Origin of the sequence: Microbacterium proteolyticum (genome assembly GCF_030818075.1) — a bacterium.
Classification (GTDB): Bacteria; Actinomycetota; Actinomycetes; order Actinomycetales; family Microbacteriaceae; genus Microbacterium; species Microbacterium proteolyticum_A.
Window position 1 is genome coordinate 3,012,914 of sequence record NZ_JAUSZZ010000001.1, and the last position, 18,439, is coordinate 3,031,352.

Genomic DNA, 18,439 nt, shown 5'->3' on the forward strand with positions numbered 1-18,439 from the left:
GCCCGTGCGCGCGGGCGCCGCCGACGCGACCGTCGACCGGGCTCGTGCGCTCAGCCGGCGGGCGCCGCCGACGCGACCGTGGACCGGGCTCGTGCGCTCAGCCGGCGGGCGCCTCCGGCGCCGGGGTCGGATCCGGCACGCCGATCGTCGGGACGGCGACCTGAGCGGCCCCCGACGCCGTCAGGGAACGCACGAGCTGCGCCATCCAGTCGGTGCGCGTCTGACCCACGTCTTCGCTGACGTCCGCCTGCTCCTGCGGCGTCGCCGAGGCGGGGAGGTCGTTGTCGATGAGGTACACAACCTCGCCGGGGAAGGTGTAGCCCAGACGTTCGCGGGCCTGGGTGCGGATGTACGCGGGATCCGACCACCGATCTCGCTGCATCTGCAGGTCTTCGACCTCCGATCGGCTGATCTGCACCGCGCTCTGCAGCGCCTGGATCTGCTGTCTCTGGTCCATGTAGGTGCCCACCGTCGGCACGAGGACGAAAGCGCCCAACACCACGAGCCCCAGCATGATCACGACGAACCCCGAGACCCGCACCCGGCCGAGCCAGTCCTGCACATCCACGCGTCGCTGCTGCACCGCTCGCCGCGCCGTTCGGGCCGACGGCGTGGAGGAGCCGCGGCGGGGGGGTCTTCGGCGGCGTCCGGGCCTCGGATGCCACGGTGCCCCGGGGCGGCAGAGTCGGTCGTTCCACGCCCGCTCCCTTCCGTCGGCATCGGTCGTTCGGCCGCAGGCGATTCTATGTCGGGGCGTGCGGCATCTCCCGGGACGCGCCGACGCCCGGGTATCCGCTCAGCAGGGACCGCGCGCCGCGGTCTCCTCGGCGAGTACCGGTGGCTCCGCGGCGTTCACCGCGCGCTCGCGCACGCCCGGCCCGTTTCTCCAGCCGGTCCCGCACGCGCGGCCCGTCCCTCTGGCCGCTCCCGCACGCACGGGGCGGCCCTCTGCGCGCTCGCCGGCCCGTCCCTCTGGCCGCTCCCGCATGTGCGGCCCGTCCCGTCCCTCTGGCCGCTCCCGCACGCGCGGCCCGTCCCTCCGGCCGCTCCCCGACCGTCGCCCGCGTCGCCACCGACCCGCGGACGAGCAGCACTCGAGTCCACGCCCGGAAACGACAAGGAGGGGGAGCCCTGCGGCTCCCCCTCCCTCGGATCGAACGCTCAGCCCTTGAAGCGGGGGAACGCCGAGCGGCCCGCGAAGACCGCGGCGTCGCCGAGCTCTTCTTCGATGCGCAGCAGCTGGTTGTACTTCGCGACGCGCTCGCTGCGCGCGGGAGCACCGGTCTTGATCTGGCCGGCGTTCACGGCGACGGCGAGGTCGGCGATCGTGGTGTCCTCGGTCTCACCCGAGCGGTGCGACAGCATCGAGGTGTATCCCGAACGGGTGGCCAGGGCGATGGCATCCAGGGTCTCGCTCAGCGTGCCGATCTGGTTGACCTTCACCAGCAGCGAGTTGGCGACGCCGAGGTCGATGCCCTGCTGCAGGCGCTTCGGGTTGGTGACGAACAGGTCGTCGCCGACGAGCTGCACCTTGGAGCCGATGGCATCCGTCAGCTTCTTCCAGCCGTCCCAGTCGTCTTCGGCGAGTGCGTCCTCGATCGTGACGATCGGGAAGTTCGCGACGAGGTCGGCGAAGTAGTCGACGAGCGTGTCGACGCTCCACTCCTTGCCCTCGACGGTGTAGACGCCGTCCTTGTAGAACTCGGTGGCGGCGACGTCGAGGCCGACTGCGATCTCCTTGCCGGGGGTGAAGCCGGCCTTCTCGATCGCGCGGATGAGGAAGTCGAGGCCCTCGCGGTTGCTGGGCAGGTCGGGGGCGAAGCCGCCCTCGTCGCCGAGGCCGGTGTTGTAGCCCGCGGACTTCAGCTCGCCCTTCAGGACGTGGTAGACCTCGGTGCCCCAGCGCAGCGACTCGCCGTAGGTGTCGGCGCCGATGGGCGCGAGGAAGAACTCCTGGAAGTCGATGCCGTTGTCGGCGTGCTCGCCGCCGTTGATGACGTTGAACAGCGGCACGGGCAGCAGGTGCGCGTTCGGGCCGCCCAGGTAGCGGAAGAGGGGCAGGTCGGCGCTGTCGGCGGCGGCCTTGGCGACGGCGAGCGAGACGCCGAGGATGGCGTTGGCGCCGGTGCGGGACTTGTTCTCGGTGCCGTCGGTCTCGATGAGGATCTCGTCGATGATGCGCTGCTCGCTGGCCTCGACGCCCTCGATGGCGGGGCCGAGCTCGTCGACAACCGCGGCGACGGCCTTCAGCACGCCCTTGCCGCTGTAACGGCTCTTGTCGCCGTCGCGCAGCTCGTAGGCCTCGAACGCGCCGGTGGACGCGCCGGAGGGGACGGCCGCCCGCTGGACGATGCCGTCGTCGAGGAGCACCTCCACCTCGACGGTCGGGTTACCGCGCGAATCCAGGATCTCGCGCGCGTTGACAGCCTCGATAAGTGCCACGAAGGACTCCTCGTTGGTTCTGGGTGAAAGAGGGTGGAGCGTCGTCGGTCCGGGGACGAGTCTAGTGACCCCCTCCGACACCCGCGGGTCGCGATGTCATCGAGGGTCGGATGCCGCGGCCGCGCGGCCCTCCCTCGTGGGGCGGCCAGCGGTGCGGGGCGCGCAATGTGGCCCCGGGGCGACAGTCGTGACCCCGGGGCCACCACCGACGCCCGCACCCCCGACCAGCGCACGCAGCGGGGCGCGCAACGTGGCCCCGGGGCGACCCGCGTGACCCCGGGGCCACCAACGCCCGCACCCCGCGACCAGCGCACGCAGCGGGGCGCGCAACGTGGCCCCGGGGCGACCCGCGTGCCCCCGGGGCCACCACCGACGCCCGTACCCCCGACCAGCGCACGCAGCGGGGCGCGCAACGTGGCCCCGGGGCGACAGGCGTGACCCCGGGGCCACCACCCACAGCCCCCAGGCCACCCATCAGGGCGCGACCACGACCCCGCGAGCCGACCCACGACCACCGCGACAACCGGGTGGCGCCACCCCTGTCAGGGCGTCGGCCCGGATGCCGCGGAATCCACCACGATCGCCACGGCGACGCCGTCCCACCCCTTGCGGTCGAGGGTCTGCAGGGCAGTGGCGTCGAACCGGGGGTCGGCGCCGAGCATCTCGATGCCCCGGCGGGCGCCCCGCACCTTCGAATCGCCGGTGCCGGCGTCGGCGACCTCTCCCCCGCGCACGACGTTGTCGAGCACGATGACGGTTCCGGGCCGCCCGAGGCGCGCGGCCCAGTCGAGGTAGACGGTGTTCGATTCCTTGTCGGCGTCGATGAAGACGAGGTCGAACGGCTCGCCGCCCTCGAGGGACGGCAGCACGTCGGCTCCCCGACCGACGACGACCTCGACACGCTGGGCCACTCCCGCGCGCTCGAGGTTGCCCCGCGCGATCTCGGCGTTGCGCGCCTCGGCCTCGATCGTCACGACGCGGCCCGCGTCACCCACCGCGCGAGCGAACCAGATGGTGGAGTATCCGCCGAGCGTGCCGATCTCGAGCACGCGGCGGGCTCCCGCGATGCGGGTCAGCAGGTGCAGGAACTTCGCGTTCAGCGGGGCCACCTCGATCGCGGGGAGGCCGGCGTCGCTCTGCGCCCGCAGGGTGGCATCCAGAATCGGGTCGGACCCCACCAGGGTGTCGGTCAGAAAGGCGTCGACGTCGTCAGGAGTGGGCACATTGCCAGCTTGTCGAGGGCGTGGGGCTCGGGTCAACGCCCTGGCGGCGCCGCGATCACCGTTCGCCGTGCAGGTGCGCGCGCGTCATCTCCTCGTACAGCTCGTCGGAGAGGTCGTCGAACGCCTTCGCCTCGACGCGGTCGCTGCGCATCCACCGGATCATCAGGATGACGAGGATGGGCACGTCGGCGAACTCGGCGATGAACCAGATCATGTCGCCCGCGAGGTGCTGGTCGTGCACTGTCGAGGGCCACCACGACAACGCCTGCGCGGCATCCGGAACGAGATCGAGCACGGAGTCGTTCAGGCGCATCAACAGGCCCGGGACCGAGTCGATGAGCAGTTCCACGAAGGCCAGCAGGAACTCGATCGCGATGAAGGTGCCGGTGTGGACGGCGCCGAGAGCCGTCATCGGCAGCACCATCGCGAGCCCCATGAGCGGCACGACGATCCCGAGCGACGCCTCGACCACGGGGCTCACGCGCAGGATGCCGGCCAGGGGCGTGAGGAACAGGCAGAACACCGCCGCGATGACGACGGTTGCCACCATGGCGTTGCCGAAGATGCGCGTCAGCCGCGATGCCAGCAGTCGTTCGCGCACTCCCGCGGGGAGGAGGTCGAGCGGGCGGCCCGCCGCGACGCCCGCGGGGATGACGAAGATGAGCAGCGCGATGCGTGTCGAGAACGCCCACCGCAGCTCCGCCGAGAACACGCCGAGGAAGCCCAGCTCGATGACGGCGTAGGGCAGGAGCCCGAGCGCGAAGAAGCCGACCGTGCGCCGGACCGGCCACGACTCCCCGCGACGGCGCATCCGCGCGACGGCCCCCAGGTAGACGACGGATGCCACGAGGAGCGCCCCGATCGTGACCGGATCGGCGCGCCAGGTGCTCAGGAAGACATCGATGGGAGGCGTGGGTGGCACGCTAGGCCGCGGAGCTATGCGTCAGCCGAGGCGCCCGTGCTCGCGGGCTCCGTGAACGAGACGGGCTTTCCGACGCTCCGGGCGTAGGCGATCTCCCGCGCCACTGACTCTCCGACATACCCGCCGGGATCGACGATGACGACGCGGTCGGACAGGTCGATCTTCCGCCGGTGCAGCTGATCGAGCAGCGACTTGTGCTCCGCGGTCACCGTTCCGTCCGCCTCCGCCGGGGCGACGACGATCGCGCCGCCCAGGCTCAGCTCGAAGACGGTTCGGCGGATCTCCTCGACGAATCGCGTGGAACCGCAGACGCAGACGATCTCGGGGCGGTCGGACATGCGTCGAGTCTGACATCCGCAAATCCTGCCGCGACGGACTCCTCGGCGAGCGCCGCCCGCACGGCCGGAAGCAGCGCCTCGGCGGTGCGCCGGTAGCCCAGCGCGCTGGGATGGAAGCGGTCCACGCTGAACATCTCCTCGGGACGCTCGGCGAACACCGGTCCCACCGCGCGCGCGAGGGCGACGACATGCCCGCCCGCCCGCGACACCGCCGCGGCCTGCGCCGCCGCGAGCTGCCGTGACGACCGGGCGGCGAGCGCTCGCAGCGGCTGCGGGATGGCCCGGAGCGTGCCGAGGTCGGGGCACGTGCCCACGACGACGGGGATGCCGTCGGAGCGCAGCGTCCGCACGATCTCGCCGAGCTGACACGCGGCGCGCGCTGCCGGGACCCGGTGCGTCACGTCGTTGCCGCCGACGACGATGACGGCGATGTCGGCGCGGTAGCCATCGGGGAGCGAGCCGAGCTGCACGGGAAGAGCCGCCGTCTCGGAGCCGACCACGGCCGCGGTGCGCAGACGCACCGGACGCCCGCACTCGCGGGCGATGCCCTTCGCCAGCCGCGCCCCCAGCGTGTCGCGACGGCGGCCCGCGCCGAGCCCTGCGGCGATCGAATCGCCCAAGAGCAGGAGCTCCGCGGGGCGTCCCGGGTGCTTCTTCCGCCGCCACACGCGGTCAGCATCGAGCGCTTGCTCCCCCAGAGGTTTGCCGATCCGGCGTCGGGCGATCGCCGCCTGCCGTGAGATGACGGTGCGAAGACCCACCGCTCCCACACCGATCAGGGCGACCGCGGAAGCGGCGGCGAGAGTCACCGGACGACGACGCATGCATCGATGACACCCGCGGACGATGAACACCGGGTGGACGCACCGTGACCCGCCGGCGACGACGGGCTCCCGGCATCCTGTGTCCCCCGATGCCGAAGCCCGGCGACGAAGTTCACGCCGCGGATTCATGCGCAGGGCCGGAACCCGGCGACGACGGGCTCCCGGCATCCTGTGTCCGGATGCCGGAAAGGCCCGAGGGTCTGCTCCGGAGCGGGGTCCGCGCGACGGCCCACCTCCCGGACGGCTGCCGGAGCCGCGTCCCGAGGCCGCGACCCGGGTCGCCCGCTGCCCGCACGAGCCGAGCGCCCCCAGCGTCCCGCTCAGTGCGCCGTCCGCGCACTCCGCGCCCGCAGCACGAGCGCCAGCGCCAGCACCGCCGCGGCGAGCGCGGTGTCGAGGAGCAGTCCGGCGATGAGCTCGTCGCGGCCCGCGGCGCCGGTGAGGGTCACCACTCCGCCGATGACGATCACCCCGAACGACAGGGCGAGCTGCTGCGCGGTGCTGAACATGCCGCCTGAAAGGCCCGCGGCCTCGACCGGGACCTCGCGCACCACCAACTGCGTCAGGGGCGAGAAGATGAGCGCCTGACCGGCCCCGAGCACCACCAGCGCGGGCTGGAGCCACAGACCGATCTCGCTTCCCCAGGCGACTGAGAGGGTGACCGCCATGGCGACGAGGGCGACGATCTGCACCGCGACGCCGATGACGAGAGTCGTGTCGCCCCATCTGCTCTGGATGCGCCCCACCAGGAGCGACATCGCGGCGAACACCACCGCGAAAGGCAGCAACGCCAAGCCCGCCTGCAGTGAGGTGAGGCCGCCCGCCTCGACCGCCCGGGGGAAGACGTACAGCAGCGCCGAGTAGCCGGCGAAGAACAGCCCCGCCGCGAGCAGGCCGAGCTGCAGCGGTCGCAGACGCAGCACGCTCGGGGGCAGGAGGGGAACGCGGCCGGAGCGCTCGATGGCATCCTGGTGCCGCCACATGCCGACCAGGGCGATCGCGGCGATCACCAGGACGACCGCGACGGGCCACGACCAGTTCCACGCCGGCCCGAAGGTCAGGGCGACGGAGGCGGCGAGGATGCCGATCCCCAGCGCCGCCGTGCCGACCAGGTCGATCGCGACCACCTCGTGGGCCCGGGAGCGCGGGGCGAGGGGCGCGAATACGATCGCGGCGACCGCCGTCAACGCCACGACGACGAACACGGCCCGCCACCCGTCGACGGGTCCGATGGACAGCGATGCGAGCGCTCCGCCGGCTACCTGCCCGACCGCCGCGCCGATACCGCCGCTCGCGCCGAACGCGGCGATCGCGCGGGTGCGTGCTTCGCCGCGGGAGGTCGCCTGGATGGTGCCGAGCACCTGCGGGGTGCACAGCGCCGCGCCGATGCCCTGCACGACGCGGGCGGCGATCAGCGTCTCGATCGAGGGGGCGAGAGCGCACGCGATCGCGGACACGAGGAACAGCCCCATGCCGAGCGTGTACAGGCGGTGGCGGCCGAAGCGGTCGCCGAGGCGCCCTCCCAGGATGAGCAGGACCGCGAAGGGGATGCCGTACCCGGCGATGACGAGTTCGAGGGCGATGTCGCCCGCGCCGAAGCGTTCTCGCAGCGTCGGCAGGATGACCGTGACCGCGTTGAAGGCGAACGTGCCGACCCCCGGGCCGAGGAGGAACCCGAGGTACCGCCAGGTCGGCACGTCGACAGCGTCGGAGTGGATCGGCGCCGGAGCTGCGCCGGTCGAGGGGTGTGCGGAGGTGGTCATGGTGCCAGCCTGAAGAGCCCGGCATCCTGGTACCAGGAGTGCGCTCATCCTGGTAGTGGCAGCACTCCCCTCCCACCGGGCCGGTGTCGGTGGTGCGTCTTAGGATCGCCGGGAAGAAGGGATGCCATGAGTCGATCCGACGATGCCCGCGCCGAGTTCGCGGGGTTCCTCCGCAGCCGTCGCGCGCGCCTGCGCCCCGCCGATGTCGGCCTCCCCGACGGTTCGCGCCGCCGGGTGGCGGGCCTCCGGCGCGAAGAGGTGGCACAGCTCGCCGGTGTCGGGCTCACCTGGTACACCTGGCTCGAGCAGGGGCGCCCGATCGCGGCATCCGCTCAGGTCGTCACGGCGATCTCGCGCGCGCTGCGCCTCAGTGACGACGAGCGCGACCACCTGTTCGCCCTCGCCGACCTGCCCGTCCCCGATCGCGAGCCGCGCCTGTGCGTCAGCACGGCGCATCTTGACCTGCTCGAGAAACTGCTCCCCTACCCGGCGGCGGTGCAGACCGCGCGGTTCGACATCCGCGCGTACAACCGCTCGTACCGCTACCTCTTCGACGACCTCGACGCGGTGCCCGTCGACGACCGCAACTGCGCGGTGCTGCTGTTCACCGACACCGCCTGGCAGCGCTCGCACGTCGACCTCGACCACGCCCAACGCCGCATCGCGGCACGCCTTCGCGCGGCCTATGGACGGCACCACGAGGAGCCGTCATGGCAGCGCTTCATCGCCGACCTCGAAACCCGCTCGCCCCGCTTCGCCGAGCTCTGGCGTCTCGGCGATGTCGGCGGCGAGCGCAACGCGGCGAAGCATCTCGTTCATGCCGGCGTGGGCGAACTCGACCTCGAGATGTCGAGCCTGTGGATCGACGACGGCCTCGGATCGCGCGTGGTGTGGTTCGCTCCGCGCGATGCCGAGACGGGCGCCCGTCTCGAGCGGCTGGCCGCCGAGCGTCCCACTGAGGCGCTGATCAGCGCGGTCGCGTGACCCTGCGCGCGCGGCCCGTCGGTCGGGTCACGACAGCGGTCTGAACTGCAACGACTCGGCGGTGGTATCGACACCCACCGTCGCGAACTCGCCGTACCCGTCGGCCGCCGAGCGTTCCAGCAGCGCCTTCATGTTCTTCGCCCGCTGCTCGACGCGCACGCGTGCGCCGTCGGCGACGAGGCCGCTCTTCAGCGCCAGGAGGTGCGCCAGGGGCACGTCGCGGTCGTGGACGAGCACCACGGAGCGCTCGCCCTCGGCGGCGCTGTCGGGCAGCAGGTCGACGATGCGCTCGAAGCCGATGGAGAACCCCACCGCGGGCACCTGCTGGCCGAGGAAGCGTCCGATCATGCCGTCGTACCGTCCCCCGCCGCCGAGCGAGTAGTCGACGCTCGGGTGGGCCAGCTCGAAGATCGTGCCTGTGTAGTACCCCATGCCCCGCACGAGGAAGGGGTCGAAGACCAGCGGCGCGTCGACGCCGCGGGCTGCAGCGACGGTCTCGCCGAGGGCGACCAGGTGCCCGATGACCTCGTCGGGGATGCCGGAGGGCAGCGCCGCGCGGATGCCGGCGTCGTCGAAGCTCGGCATGGTCGCGGGCCGGTCGAGGTACGCCGCCAGCGCGTCGACGGCCCCCGCGTTCACCCCGCGCTCGCGGAGCTCTGCGACGACACCCGAGGCCCCGACCTTGTCGAGCTTGTCGATCGTGATGAGCACGCCCGGGCGCTCGTCGGGTGCGAAGCCGAAGACGTCGAGCATCGCGTCCAGCACGCGGCGGTCGTTCACACGGATCGAGCCGCCCTCGAGCCCCAGGGCGTCGAGCACGTCGAGACTCGCCGTCATGAGCTCCGCCTCGGCCCGCGCCGAGGCGTCTCCGATGATGTCGATGTCGCACTGCACGAACTGGCGATAGCGGCCCTTCTGCGGACGCTCGGCGCGCCAGACCGGGGCGATCTGGATGGCGCGGAACACCGTCGGCAGGCTCGCGCGGTGGGTGGCGTAGAACCTGGCCAGCGGAACCGTGAGGTCGTAGCGCAGCCCCAGGTCGGCGAGCGCCGCCTGGTCGTCGGCCGCGGCGCGGATGGCCTCGGCATCCATCCCCCGCTTGAGGATGCTGAACGAGAGCTTCTCGTTATCGCCGCCCAGGCCCGCGTGGAGGCGGTCGTAGTCCTCCATGACGGGGGTCTCGATCTCGTCGAAGCCGTGCGCGCGGTAGCGCTCGCGGATGACGGCGAGTACGCGCTCGCGACGGGCCTTGTCGGCGGGGAGGAAGTCGCGCATGCCGCGCGGCGGGTTCACGGATGCCACGGATCCATTGTTCCAGCCTCGCGGCGGCGCTTCGCGCGCAGGACGGCCGGGGGCGGGGAGCCGGGGCCGGGGCCGGGGCCGGGACCGAGGAGCCGGGACCGGGCCGGGTGCCGCGCCCGAGCCCGGGCCGGGGCCGGGCCGGGGCCGGGCCGGGGCCGGGCCGGGCCGGGGGCGAGATCACACGTTCCGCGCGAGATCACACGCCGTGGACGCACAGGGTCGTGTGACCTCGGGCCGATCGTGTGATCTCGGCCCCGCCACGTCGCGGCCTCAGCCCGCGTCGCCTCCGCTCGCCTCGGCGGCGTGCACCTCGGCGCGCAGAGTGCGGAGGCGCTCGCGGAGGGCGCGGTCGGCGTCCCACCCGCGAGAACGACCGAGCTGCACGAGCGCCAGCAACGCGTCCCCGAGTTCGGCTTCGCTCTCGGGGTCAGCGAGGCGGTGCCCGGGCGCGTCGACCCGCACCTGCGCGGCCTTGCCGAGCAGCTTCTGCGCCAGGGCGAGCGAGGGCATGTGCTCACTGACGCCGTCGAGCACGCTCGTGCGCTCGCGCTTCTCGGCGGTCTTCGCGGCGTTCCAGTGCACGAGCACCTCCTCGGGCGTGGATGCCGTCTCCCCCGCGAACACATGCGGGTGCCGCCGCACCATCTTCTCGGTCAGGCCGCGAGCGACGTCGTCGATGTCGAAGGGGTCGTCGGGGTCGCCCGCCGCGATCTCGGCGTGGAACAGCACCTGCCACAGCAGGTCGCCGAGCTCCTCCTTGAGGTCGGCACGAGTGCCCGCCTCGACGGCGTCGATGACCTCGGCGCTCTCTTCGACGAGGTAGGGCACGAGGTCGCGATGGTCGATGCGCTGCGTCCACACGCAGCGCTCCCGCACGGCCCGCATCGTCTCGGCGGCCTCTCGCAGCGCGTCCTCGCTCACGGCGTCTCCTCTCGCGGGCGGTCGGCCCGGGCGGGCCGCGGTCCGCGCCGCTGTGCCGAGTATGCCTGGCCATGCCCTCCAGCCGGACGCGACGACGAAGATCCCGCGCGTGATGACCGGCGCGGGCCGCTGACACCCCGTCCGTCCGGCAGAACACCTGCGCGGTGTCGCGACGCAGCGACCGGATGACGGAGCACCCGCCGTCGCGTCGCGACCCAGCGGCCGAAGCCGGAACCCTTCCGCAACCCGCGTCCGACGCCCTCCGCCGACACGACGCAGGACTTTTCCGCCCGCCGGGAGTCGGGCCAGCCCGATTTCGCGGCAGCTTGCCCGCGCGCCGGAGAAAGTCCCGCGAACGGTACCGGCGCAGAGCAACACACGTCACGCGTGATCTGCGCGCAATGCGACGCCGATAATCTTGGCCGTGTGCGTGAACTGACCCCGACCGAGGCCATCGACCTCGTGGGCCGCTTCGAAGCCGGCCAGGAGCTCCCCGAACAGATGCGTGCCGACGTGCGCCTGCTCGGGTCGCTGCTGGGCCGAGTTCTTCAAGAGAGCGGCTCACCCGGACTGTACGACGACGTCGAGCGGCTACGCGCGGCGACGATCCAGGCCTACACCGACGAGACGCCCGAGGCGTTCGAGAAGGCAGCGGCCATCGCCGACAGCTTCTCGATCGAGCGCGCCGACGAGGTGGCGCGCGCCTTCACGGCGTACTTCCACCTCGTCAACCTGGTCGAGGAGCACCAGCGTGTGCGCGTCCTGCGCGAGCGCGGCGACCGCCCGACGCGAAGCGGCATCCCCGACACCATCGCCACGGCGTTCGAGCGGCTGTCGAGCGAGGTCGGCGAAGAGACGGCGTTGGACCGTCTGCAGGCACTCCGCTTCCACCCGGTGTTCACCGCTCACCCCACCGAGGCCCGTCGGCGCGCGATCTCCACGAGCATCCGCCGTCTGTCCGAGCTCCTCGGCGAACGGGATGCCGCCGGCGAGAACGCCACCGAGACGCGCCGCACCGAGCGTCGCATGCTCGAAGAGATCGACACCCTGTGGCGCACCGCGCCGTTGCGCCGCGAGAAGCCGTCACCCGTCGACGAGGTGCGCTCCGTCATGGCGGTCTTCGACGAGACGCTCTACACCGCTGTCCCGCGCGTGTACCGCCGAATCGACGACATCCTCCAGGGCGAACACGCAGGCTCCCGCGCGCCCATCGTGAAGCCTTTCGTTCGCGTGGGCTCGTGGGTGGGCGGCGACCGCGACGGGAACCCCTTCGTCACGGCATCCGTCACCCGCAAGGCGGCGGCGATCGCCAGCGAGCACGTGCTGCTGGGTCTGGAGCGCACGGCTCAGCGCGTCGGGCGTGGACTGACGCTGGATGCCGAAACGACCCCGCCCAGCGACGCTCTGGTCGCGCTGTGGAACCGCCTGCGCGCCGCGGACGAAGACGCCGCGACGGAGATCGCCGCGCGTTCGCCCGAGGAACCGCACCGTCGAATCCTGCTCCTGCTGGCGCGCAAGATCGCCGCCACCCGCACGCGCAACGCCGACCTGGCCTATCGCGACCCGGAGCACCTCCTCGCCGACCTCCGCACCGTGCAGGACTCCCTCGTCGCTGCCGGCGCGGCGCGCCAGGCGTACGGTTCTCTGCAGCGGCTCGTGTGGCAGGTTGAGACCTACGGTTTCCACCTCACCGAACTCGAGGTCCGCCAGCACTCGGCCGTGCACCGAAAGGTGCTCGACGAACTGCGCGCCGGTGGGGAGCGCAGCGAGCTGACCGAAGAGGTGCTCGAGGTGTTCCGCTCGGTCGCCTCCGTGCAGCAGCGATTCGGCCCCCGGGCCGCCGGCCGTTACATCGTGTCGTTCACGCAGTCCGCTCAGGACCTCGCCAACGTGCACGAGCTCGCCGGCTATGCCATGGGCCCGGGCGAGGCTCTGCCGGTGCTCGACGTCATCCCGCTGTTCGAGACGTTCGCCGATCTGCAGGCCGCCCCCGGCATCCTCGCCGAGATCGTGTCGCACCCCTCGTTCGTCAGCCGACTGGATGCCACCGGCCGGCGCCTCGAGGTCATGCTCGGGTACTCGGACTCGTCGAAGGACGTCGGTCCCGTCGCCGCCACCCTCGCGCTCTACGAGGCACAGGCGAAGATCTCGACGTGGGCCGAGACGGAGGGCATCGAGCTCACGCTGTTCCACGGCCGTGGCGGAGCGCTCGGCCGCGGCGGTGGACCCGCCAACTCGGCGGTCCTCGCACAGCCGCCGCACTCCGTGGACGGCCGATTCAAGCTCACCGAGCAGGGCGAGGTGATCTTCGCGCGGTACGGCGACCCCGACATCGCCATGCGTCACATCGATCAGGTCGCGGCCGCCGTGCTCACGGCGTCCTCCCCCTCGATCGAGCGACGCAATCGCGGGTGCCGCCGAGGCCTTCGCCGATGTCGCCCGCACGATGGACGCCGCCTCGCGCGAACGGTTCTTCGCGTTGGTGAAGGCCCCCGGCTTCGCGCCGTGGTTCGCGACCGTGACCCCGATGGAAGAGCTCGGCCACCTCGCCCTGGGCTCCCGCCCCGCGCGCCGCGGCCTGTCGGTCGAGTCGCTCGAAGACCTCCGCGCGATCCCCTGGGTCTTCTCGTGGACCCAGGCGCGCATCAACCTCGCCGGGTGGTTCGGTCTCGGCACGGCCCTCGAGGCCGTCGGTGACGAGCAGCGGCTCCGCGATGCGTACGAGCAGTGGCCGCTGTTCCGCACCATGATCGACAACGTCGCCATGAGCCTGGCGAAGGCCGACGAGCGGATCGCCCGCCGCTACCTCGCACTCGGCGACCGCGACGACCTCGCGGGGCTGGTCATGGACGAGATGCTGCTCACCCGCTCCTGGGTGGAGCGGATCACCGGCGGAGACCTGCTGGGAAACAAGCCCGTGCTGCAGCGCGCCGTGAAGATGCGCAGCCCCTACGTCGATGCGCTCTCCCTGCTGCAGCTGCGGGCGCTGCGCGCCCTGCGGGATACGTCGACCGAGGCGGAGACCCCGGATGCCGAGCACCAGCGCCTCCTGCTGCTGTCGGTCAGCGGTGTGGCAGCGGGTCTGCAGAACACCGGCTGAGTCGGATCTCACCGTTCCGTCGCGCCGGCTCTCCGTACAGGGGGCCGGCGCGACGCGTTGAGGGCGCCGTATTCCGCTCCCCCGAACGCCCGCCTCGTCGTCAGTCGACCGGGCGGTCGTCGGCGTGGCGCGCGAGGCTCCGACCATAGCGCTCGGTGAGCTGGACCATGAGATCGGGAGTCTCCCGATCGAGGCCGAAGACGTAGCCGGGGAAGTCGAGCTCCTTCTGCGCCGCCCAGATCTCTTCATGACGGTCGGGGGGCAGGATCTGCAGCGGGTCACCCACGGCGACCCAGGCGATCGGCACAACAGTGTCGGCCGGAAGAACCGTGCGCAGATGAACGACGGCGTTGATGCGGACTTCGCTCCGGTCGCCGATCTCCGCACCGTTGAAGATCCTCGTCCCCGTGGCGAGGAAGACCTCGTCGCCGATATCGGCGCCCGCCACGCTCGCCATGGGCCCGATCAGGACATGGGCGCCGACGTGCACCGCATGCGTCGAACTCGCGCGCACGAGGGCGTTCTCCATGACGATCGTGTTCTCGCCGAGGACGATGCGGCTGCCTTCCGCGGTCAGGACGGCCCCGTGCAAGACCTGGCAGCCCGGGCCGATCGTCACGTCGCCGCTGATGACGGCCGTCGGCGCGATCACGGCGTCCGGGTGGACGCGGGGCTCCGCCCCGAGGTGGCTGAACTGCATCGTGCATCCTTCCCGTCGGTCCGGTCAGCGTAGCGCCGGCTCCCGCACCCTGGCGACCGCGGGTCGTATCGGTACGACGAGGCGTCGGCGCGCCCAGGTGAGGGCATGGGCGACGGCGCTGGTCATTCCGGGGCGCCCAGGTGAGGGCGTGGGCGACGGCGCTGGTCATTCCGGGGCGCTCAGCCGGGGTGCGCGCGGACGGCGCTCGGCGGGCCGAGGGAGTGCCCAGCTGGGGGCGCGTCCCGATGTCGCGTGCGCTCGGGTGTGGCGTGCGCCCCGGGAAAAGTGCCTGTAAATGCGAAATGGCCACCCAGCGTTGGGTGGCCATTTCGGTAAAGGAAGTCCGGCGGTGTCCTACTCTCCCACAGGGTCCCCCCTGCAGTACCATCGGCGCTGAGAGGCTTAGCTTCCGGGTTCGGAATGTGACCGGGCGTTTCCCTCTCGCTATGGCCGCCGAAACACTATTGATGTGTTCGTAAACCAACAACGATATTCATTGTTGTGTTCTCGACCGTACATCGAGAACCACTCAGTGGACGCAAGCACCAAAAACGGTGTGTTATCAAGTCATCGGCTTATTAGTACCGGTCAGCTTCACGCATTACTGCGCTTCCACATCCGGCCTATCAACCCAGTAGTCTGGCTGGGAGCCTCTCACCCACAAGGGGTATGGAAGTCTCATCTTGAGGCCGGCTTCCCGCTTAGATGCTTTCAGCGGTTATCCATCCCGAACGTAGCTAATCAGCGGTGCTCCTGGCGGAACAACTGACACACCAGAGGTTCGTCCAACCCGGTCCTCTCGTACTAGGGTCAGATCCTCTCAAACTTCCTACGCGCGCAGCGGATAGGGACCGAACTGTCTCACGACGTTCTAAACCCAGCTCGCGTACCGCTTTAATGGGCGAACAGCCCAACCCTTGGGACCTACTCCAGCCCCAGGATGCGACGAGCCGACATCGAGGTGCCAAACCATGCCGTCGATATGGACTCTTGGGCAAGATCAGCCTGTTATCCCCGAGGTACCTTTTATCCGTTGAGCGACAGCGCTTCCACAAGCCACTGCCGGATCACTAGTCCCGACTTTCGTCCCTGCTCGACCTGTCAGTCTCACAGTCAAGCTCCCTTGTGCACTTACACTCGCCACCTGATTGCCAACCAGGTTGAGGGAACCTTTGGGCGCCTCCGTTACATTTTGGGAGGCAACCGCCCCAGTTAAACTACCCACCAGGCACTGTCCCTGAACCGGATCACGGTCCGAAGTTAGATATCCAGAGTGACCAGAGTGGTATTTCAACAATGACTCCACACTCACTGGCGTGAATGCTTCACCGTCTCCCACCTATCCTACACAAGCCACACCGAACACCAATACCAAGCTGTAGTAAAGGTCACGGGGTCTTTCCGTCCTGCTGCGCGTAACGAGCATCTTTACTCGTAATGCAATTTCGCCGAGTTCGCGGTTGAGACAGTTGGGAAGTCGTTACGCCATTCGTGCAGGTCGGAACTTACCCGACAAGGAATTTCGCTACCTTAGGATGGTTATAGTTACCACCGCCGTTTACTGGGGCTTAAATTCTCAGCTTCGCCTTGCGGCTAACCGGTCCTCTTAACCTTCCAGCACCGGGCAGGCGTCAGTCCGTATACATCGTCTTGCGACTTGGCACGGACCTGTGTTTTTAGTAAACAGTCGCTACCCACTAGTCTCTGCGGCCACCACACCCTTTCGGAGCTAAGTCCTAATAAGTGGATGGCCCCCCTTCTCCCGAAGTTACGGGGGCATTTTGCCGAGTTCCTTAACCACGATTCTCTCGATCTCCTTGGTATTCTCTACCTGACCACCTGAGTCGGTTTGGGGTACGGGCAGCTAGAACCTCGCGTCGATGCTTTTCTCGGCAGCATAGGATCACCCACTTTTTATCCGCATCGTGTCTCAGCCTGCATGACTCCCGGATTTGCCTAAGAGTCGGCCTACGCACTTGCACCAGGACAACCATCGCCTGGCTTGGGCTACCTTCCTGCGTCACACCTGTTAATACGCTAGCCGCACCAGCATGGGGTCGAGCGTTCACACGGACGACCATCACCCCGAAGGGATCCGGAACATTCCGAGCTAGGACTCTTAGCACCACTGGATTGACTGGGGCGGTTCTTCGCCGGTACGGGAATATCAACCCGTTGTCCATCGACTACGCCTGTCGGCCTCGCCTTAGGTCCCGACTTACCCAGGGAAGATTAGCTTGACCCTGGAACCCTTGGTCTTTCGGAGGACGTGTTTCTCACACGTCTTTCGCTACTCATGCCTGCATTCTCACTCGTGTAGCGTCCACGGCTGGGTCACCCCGCCGCTTCACTCGCCACACGACGCTCTCCTACCCATCAACACGGCTGGACCACGAAGGCCTACCAAAAATGTCAATGCCACAACTTCGGTGGCGTGCTTGAGCCCCGTTACATTGTCGGCGCGGAATCACTTGACCAGTGAGCTATTACGCACTCTTTCAAGGGTGGCTGCTTCTAAGCCAACCTCCTGGTTGTCAAAGCAACTCCACATCCTTTCCCACTTAGCACGCGCTTAGGGACCTTAGTTGGTGGTCTGGGTTGTTTCCCTCTCGACTATGAAGCTTATCCCCCACAGTCTCACTGCTGCGCTCTCACTTACCGGCATTCGGAGTTTGGCTGACGTCAGTAACCTTGTAGGGCCCATCGGCCATCCAGTAGCTCTACCTCCGGCAAGAAACACGCAACGCTGCACCTAAATGCATTTCGGAGAGAACCAGCTATCACGAAGTTTGATTGGCCTTTCACCCCTATCCACAGCTCATCCCCTCAGTTTTCAACCTAAGTGGGTTCGGTCCTCCACGACGTCTTACCGTCGCTTCAACCTGGCCATGGATAGATCACTTCGCTTCGGGTCTAGGACACGCGACTGAAATCGCCCTATTCAGACTCGCTTTCGCTACGGCTACCCCACACGGGTTAACCTCGCCACGTATCGCTAACTCGCAGGCTCATTCTTCAAAAGGCACGCTGTCACCCCTACAAAGGAGGCTCCAACGGTTTGTAAGCAAACGGTTTCAGGTACTATTTCACTCCCCTCCCGGGGTACTTTTCACCTTTCCCTCACGGTACTTGTCCGCTATCGGTCATCTGGGAGTATTTAGGCTTATCAGGTGGTCCTGACAGATTCACACGGGATTTCTCGGGCCCCGTGCTACTTGGGATACTCTTCACGCCAAGAACAAGCATTTCGACTACGGGGTTCGCACCCTCTATGACCGGCCATTCAAAACCGTTCGTCTATACCCTCTTGTCACGTCGACTGTCCGGCAGAACAATCCGAAAAGTCCCACAACCCCCCACACGCAACCCCTGCCGGGTATCACACGCATGAGGTTTAGCCTGATCCGGTTTCGCTCGCCACTACTCACGGAATCGCTGTTGCTTTCTCTTCCTGTGGGTACTGAGATGTTTCACTTCCCCACGTTCCCTCTACCCGCCCTATATATTCAGGCGGGAGTCACCAGGTACGCACGCGCCCTGGCGGGGTTTCCCCATTCGGACACCCTCGGATCAAAACTCGCTTATCAGTTCCCCGAGGCTTATCGCAGATTGCTACGTCCTTCTTCGGCTCCAGATGCCAAGGCATCCACCGTTTGCTCTTAAAGACTTGAAATCACATGAGTTGAATCGTCAAAAAATTGACTAATGATCTTTAAGATCATCTTCACCACACAACCCCAAAGAGTTGCATGGAAGATGCTCGCGTCCACTGTGTAGTTCTCAAAGTACGGGCGGAACCCACCCCAGCCACCGGAACACCGGCACCAGAACAGGCCCAAGAGGAACAAACACCAACCACCCCAGCCTTCCGACTAGCGCGATCAGCGCCCGGCCCCTCAGGACCCAACAGCGTGCACGCC

General features: G+C 68.7%; 11 protein-coding genes, 2 rRNA genes and 1 pseudogene. 2 read left to right on the forward strand and 12 right to left on the reverse strand.

Annotated features, from left to right (window positions below; genetic code table 11):
- Nucleotides 1-97: 97 nt before the first annotated feature.
- The 7 genes from QE392_RS14010 to QE392_RS14040 form a co-directional block, all read right to left on the reverse strand.
- The gene (locus QE392_RS14010) at nt 98-568 is read right to left on the reverse strand and encodes an FtsB family cell division protein (protein WP_307452790.1); all 471 of its coding nucleotides are present in this window, start codon (nt 566-568) and stop codon (nt 98-100) included.
- Nucleotides 569-1,161: 593 nt separating this feature from the next.
- Nucleotides 1,162-2,442 (reverse strand): phosphopyruvate hydratase, encoded by a 1,281-nt coding sequence (gene eno / locus QE392_RS14015; protein ID WP_307452792.1) that lies wholly within the window; start codon nt 2,440-2,442, stop codon nt 1,162-1,164.
- 542 nt (nt 2,443-2,984) lie between these two features.
- Entirely contained in the window at nt 2,985-3,665 is a 681-nt protein-coding gene (locus tag QE392_RS14020) for an O-methyltransferase (protein ID WP_307452794.1), read from the reverse strand.
- 55 nt (nt 3,666-3,720) lie between these two features.
- A complete protein-coding gene (locus QE392_RS14025) occupies nt 3,721-4,587 on the reverse strand; it encodes a cytochrome c oxidase assembly protein (protein WP_307452796.1) in 867 nt (288 codons plus the stop codon).
- Between the two features lie 14 nt (nt 4,588-4,601).
- Nucleotides 4,602-4,925 (reverse strand): hypothetical protein, encoded by a 324-nt coding sequence (locus QE392_RS14030; RefSeq protein ID WP_307452798.1) that lies wholly within the window; start codon nt 4,923-4,925, stop codon nt 4,602-4,604.
- Nucleotides 4,844-5,749, reverse strand: a complete 906-nt coding sequence (locus QE392_RS14035; RefSeq protein ID WP_307452800.1) for an SGNH/GDSL hydrolase family protein — start codon at nt 5,747-5,749, stop codon at nt 4,844-4,846. Before QE392_RS14035 ends, QE392_RS14030 begins: the two co-directional genes overlap by 82 nt.
- 320 nt (nt 5,750-6,069) lie before the next feature.
- Nucleotides 6,070-7,512, reverse strand: a complete 1,443-nt coding sequence (locus QE392_RS14040; RefSeq protein WP_307452802.1) for an MFS transporter — start codon at nt 7,510-7,512, stop codon at nt 6,070-6,072.
- 126 nt (nt 7,513-7,638) lie between these two features.
- Here QE392_RS14040 and QE392_RS14045 point away from each other — a divergent pair, with 126 nt between their 5' ends.
- Nucleotides 7,639-8,496, forward strand: a complete 858-nt coding sequence (locus QE392_RS14045; RefSeq protein ID WP_307452804.1) for a helix-turn-helix transcriptional regulator — start codon at nt 7,639-7,641, stop codon at nt 8,494-8,496.
- A 27-nt stretch (nt 8,497-8,523) separates the two neighbouring features.
- Here QE392_RS14045 and hisS read toward each other — a convergent pair whose 3' ends face one another.
- A complete protein-coding gene (gene hisS / locus QE392_RS14050; RefSeq protein ID WP_307454153.1) occupies nt 8,524-9,771 on the reverse strand; it encodes a histidine--tRNA ligase in 1,248 nt (415 codons plus the stop codon).
- A gap of 297 nt (nt 9,772-10,068) precedes the next feature.
- Complete coding sequence (locus tag QE392_RS14055; protein WP_307454154.1) at nt 10,069-10,683, reverse strand: MazG nucleotide pyrophosphohydrolase domain-containing protein; 615 nt, start codon at nt 10,681-10,683, stop codon at nt 10,069-10,071.
- A gap of 462 nt (nt 10,684-11,145) precedes the next feature.
- Between QE392_RS14055 and QE392_RS14060 the strand changes: the two are divergent.
- Nucleotides 11,146-13,819, forward strand: a pseudogene (locus tag QE392_RS14060) (phosphoenolpyruvate carboxylase).
- Nucleotides 13,820-13,919: 100 nt separating this feature from the next.
- On the opposite strand, the gene QE392_RS14065 reads toward QE392_RS14060, so the two are convergent.
- The 3 genes from QE392_RS14065 to QE392_RS14075 form a co-directional block, all read right to left on the reverse strand.
- On the reverse strand, nt 13,920-14,519 hold the full coding sequence (locus QE392_RS14065; protein WP_307452806.1) for a gamma carbonic anhydrase family protein: 600 nt from the start codon (nt 14,517-14,519) through the stop codon (nt 13,920-13,922).
- A gap of 341 nt (nt 14,520-14,860) precedes the next feature.
- Nucleotides 14,861-14,977: ribosomal RNA gene (gene rrf, locus QE392_RS14070) — 5S ribosomal RNA — on the reverse strand.
- 100 nt (nt 14,978-15,077) lie between these two features.
- A 23S ribosomal RNA gene (locus QE392_RS14075) occupies nt 15,078-18,192 on the reverse strand.
- Nucleotides 18,193-18,439: the final 247 nt, after the last annotated feature.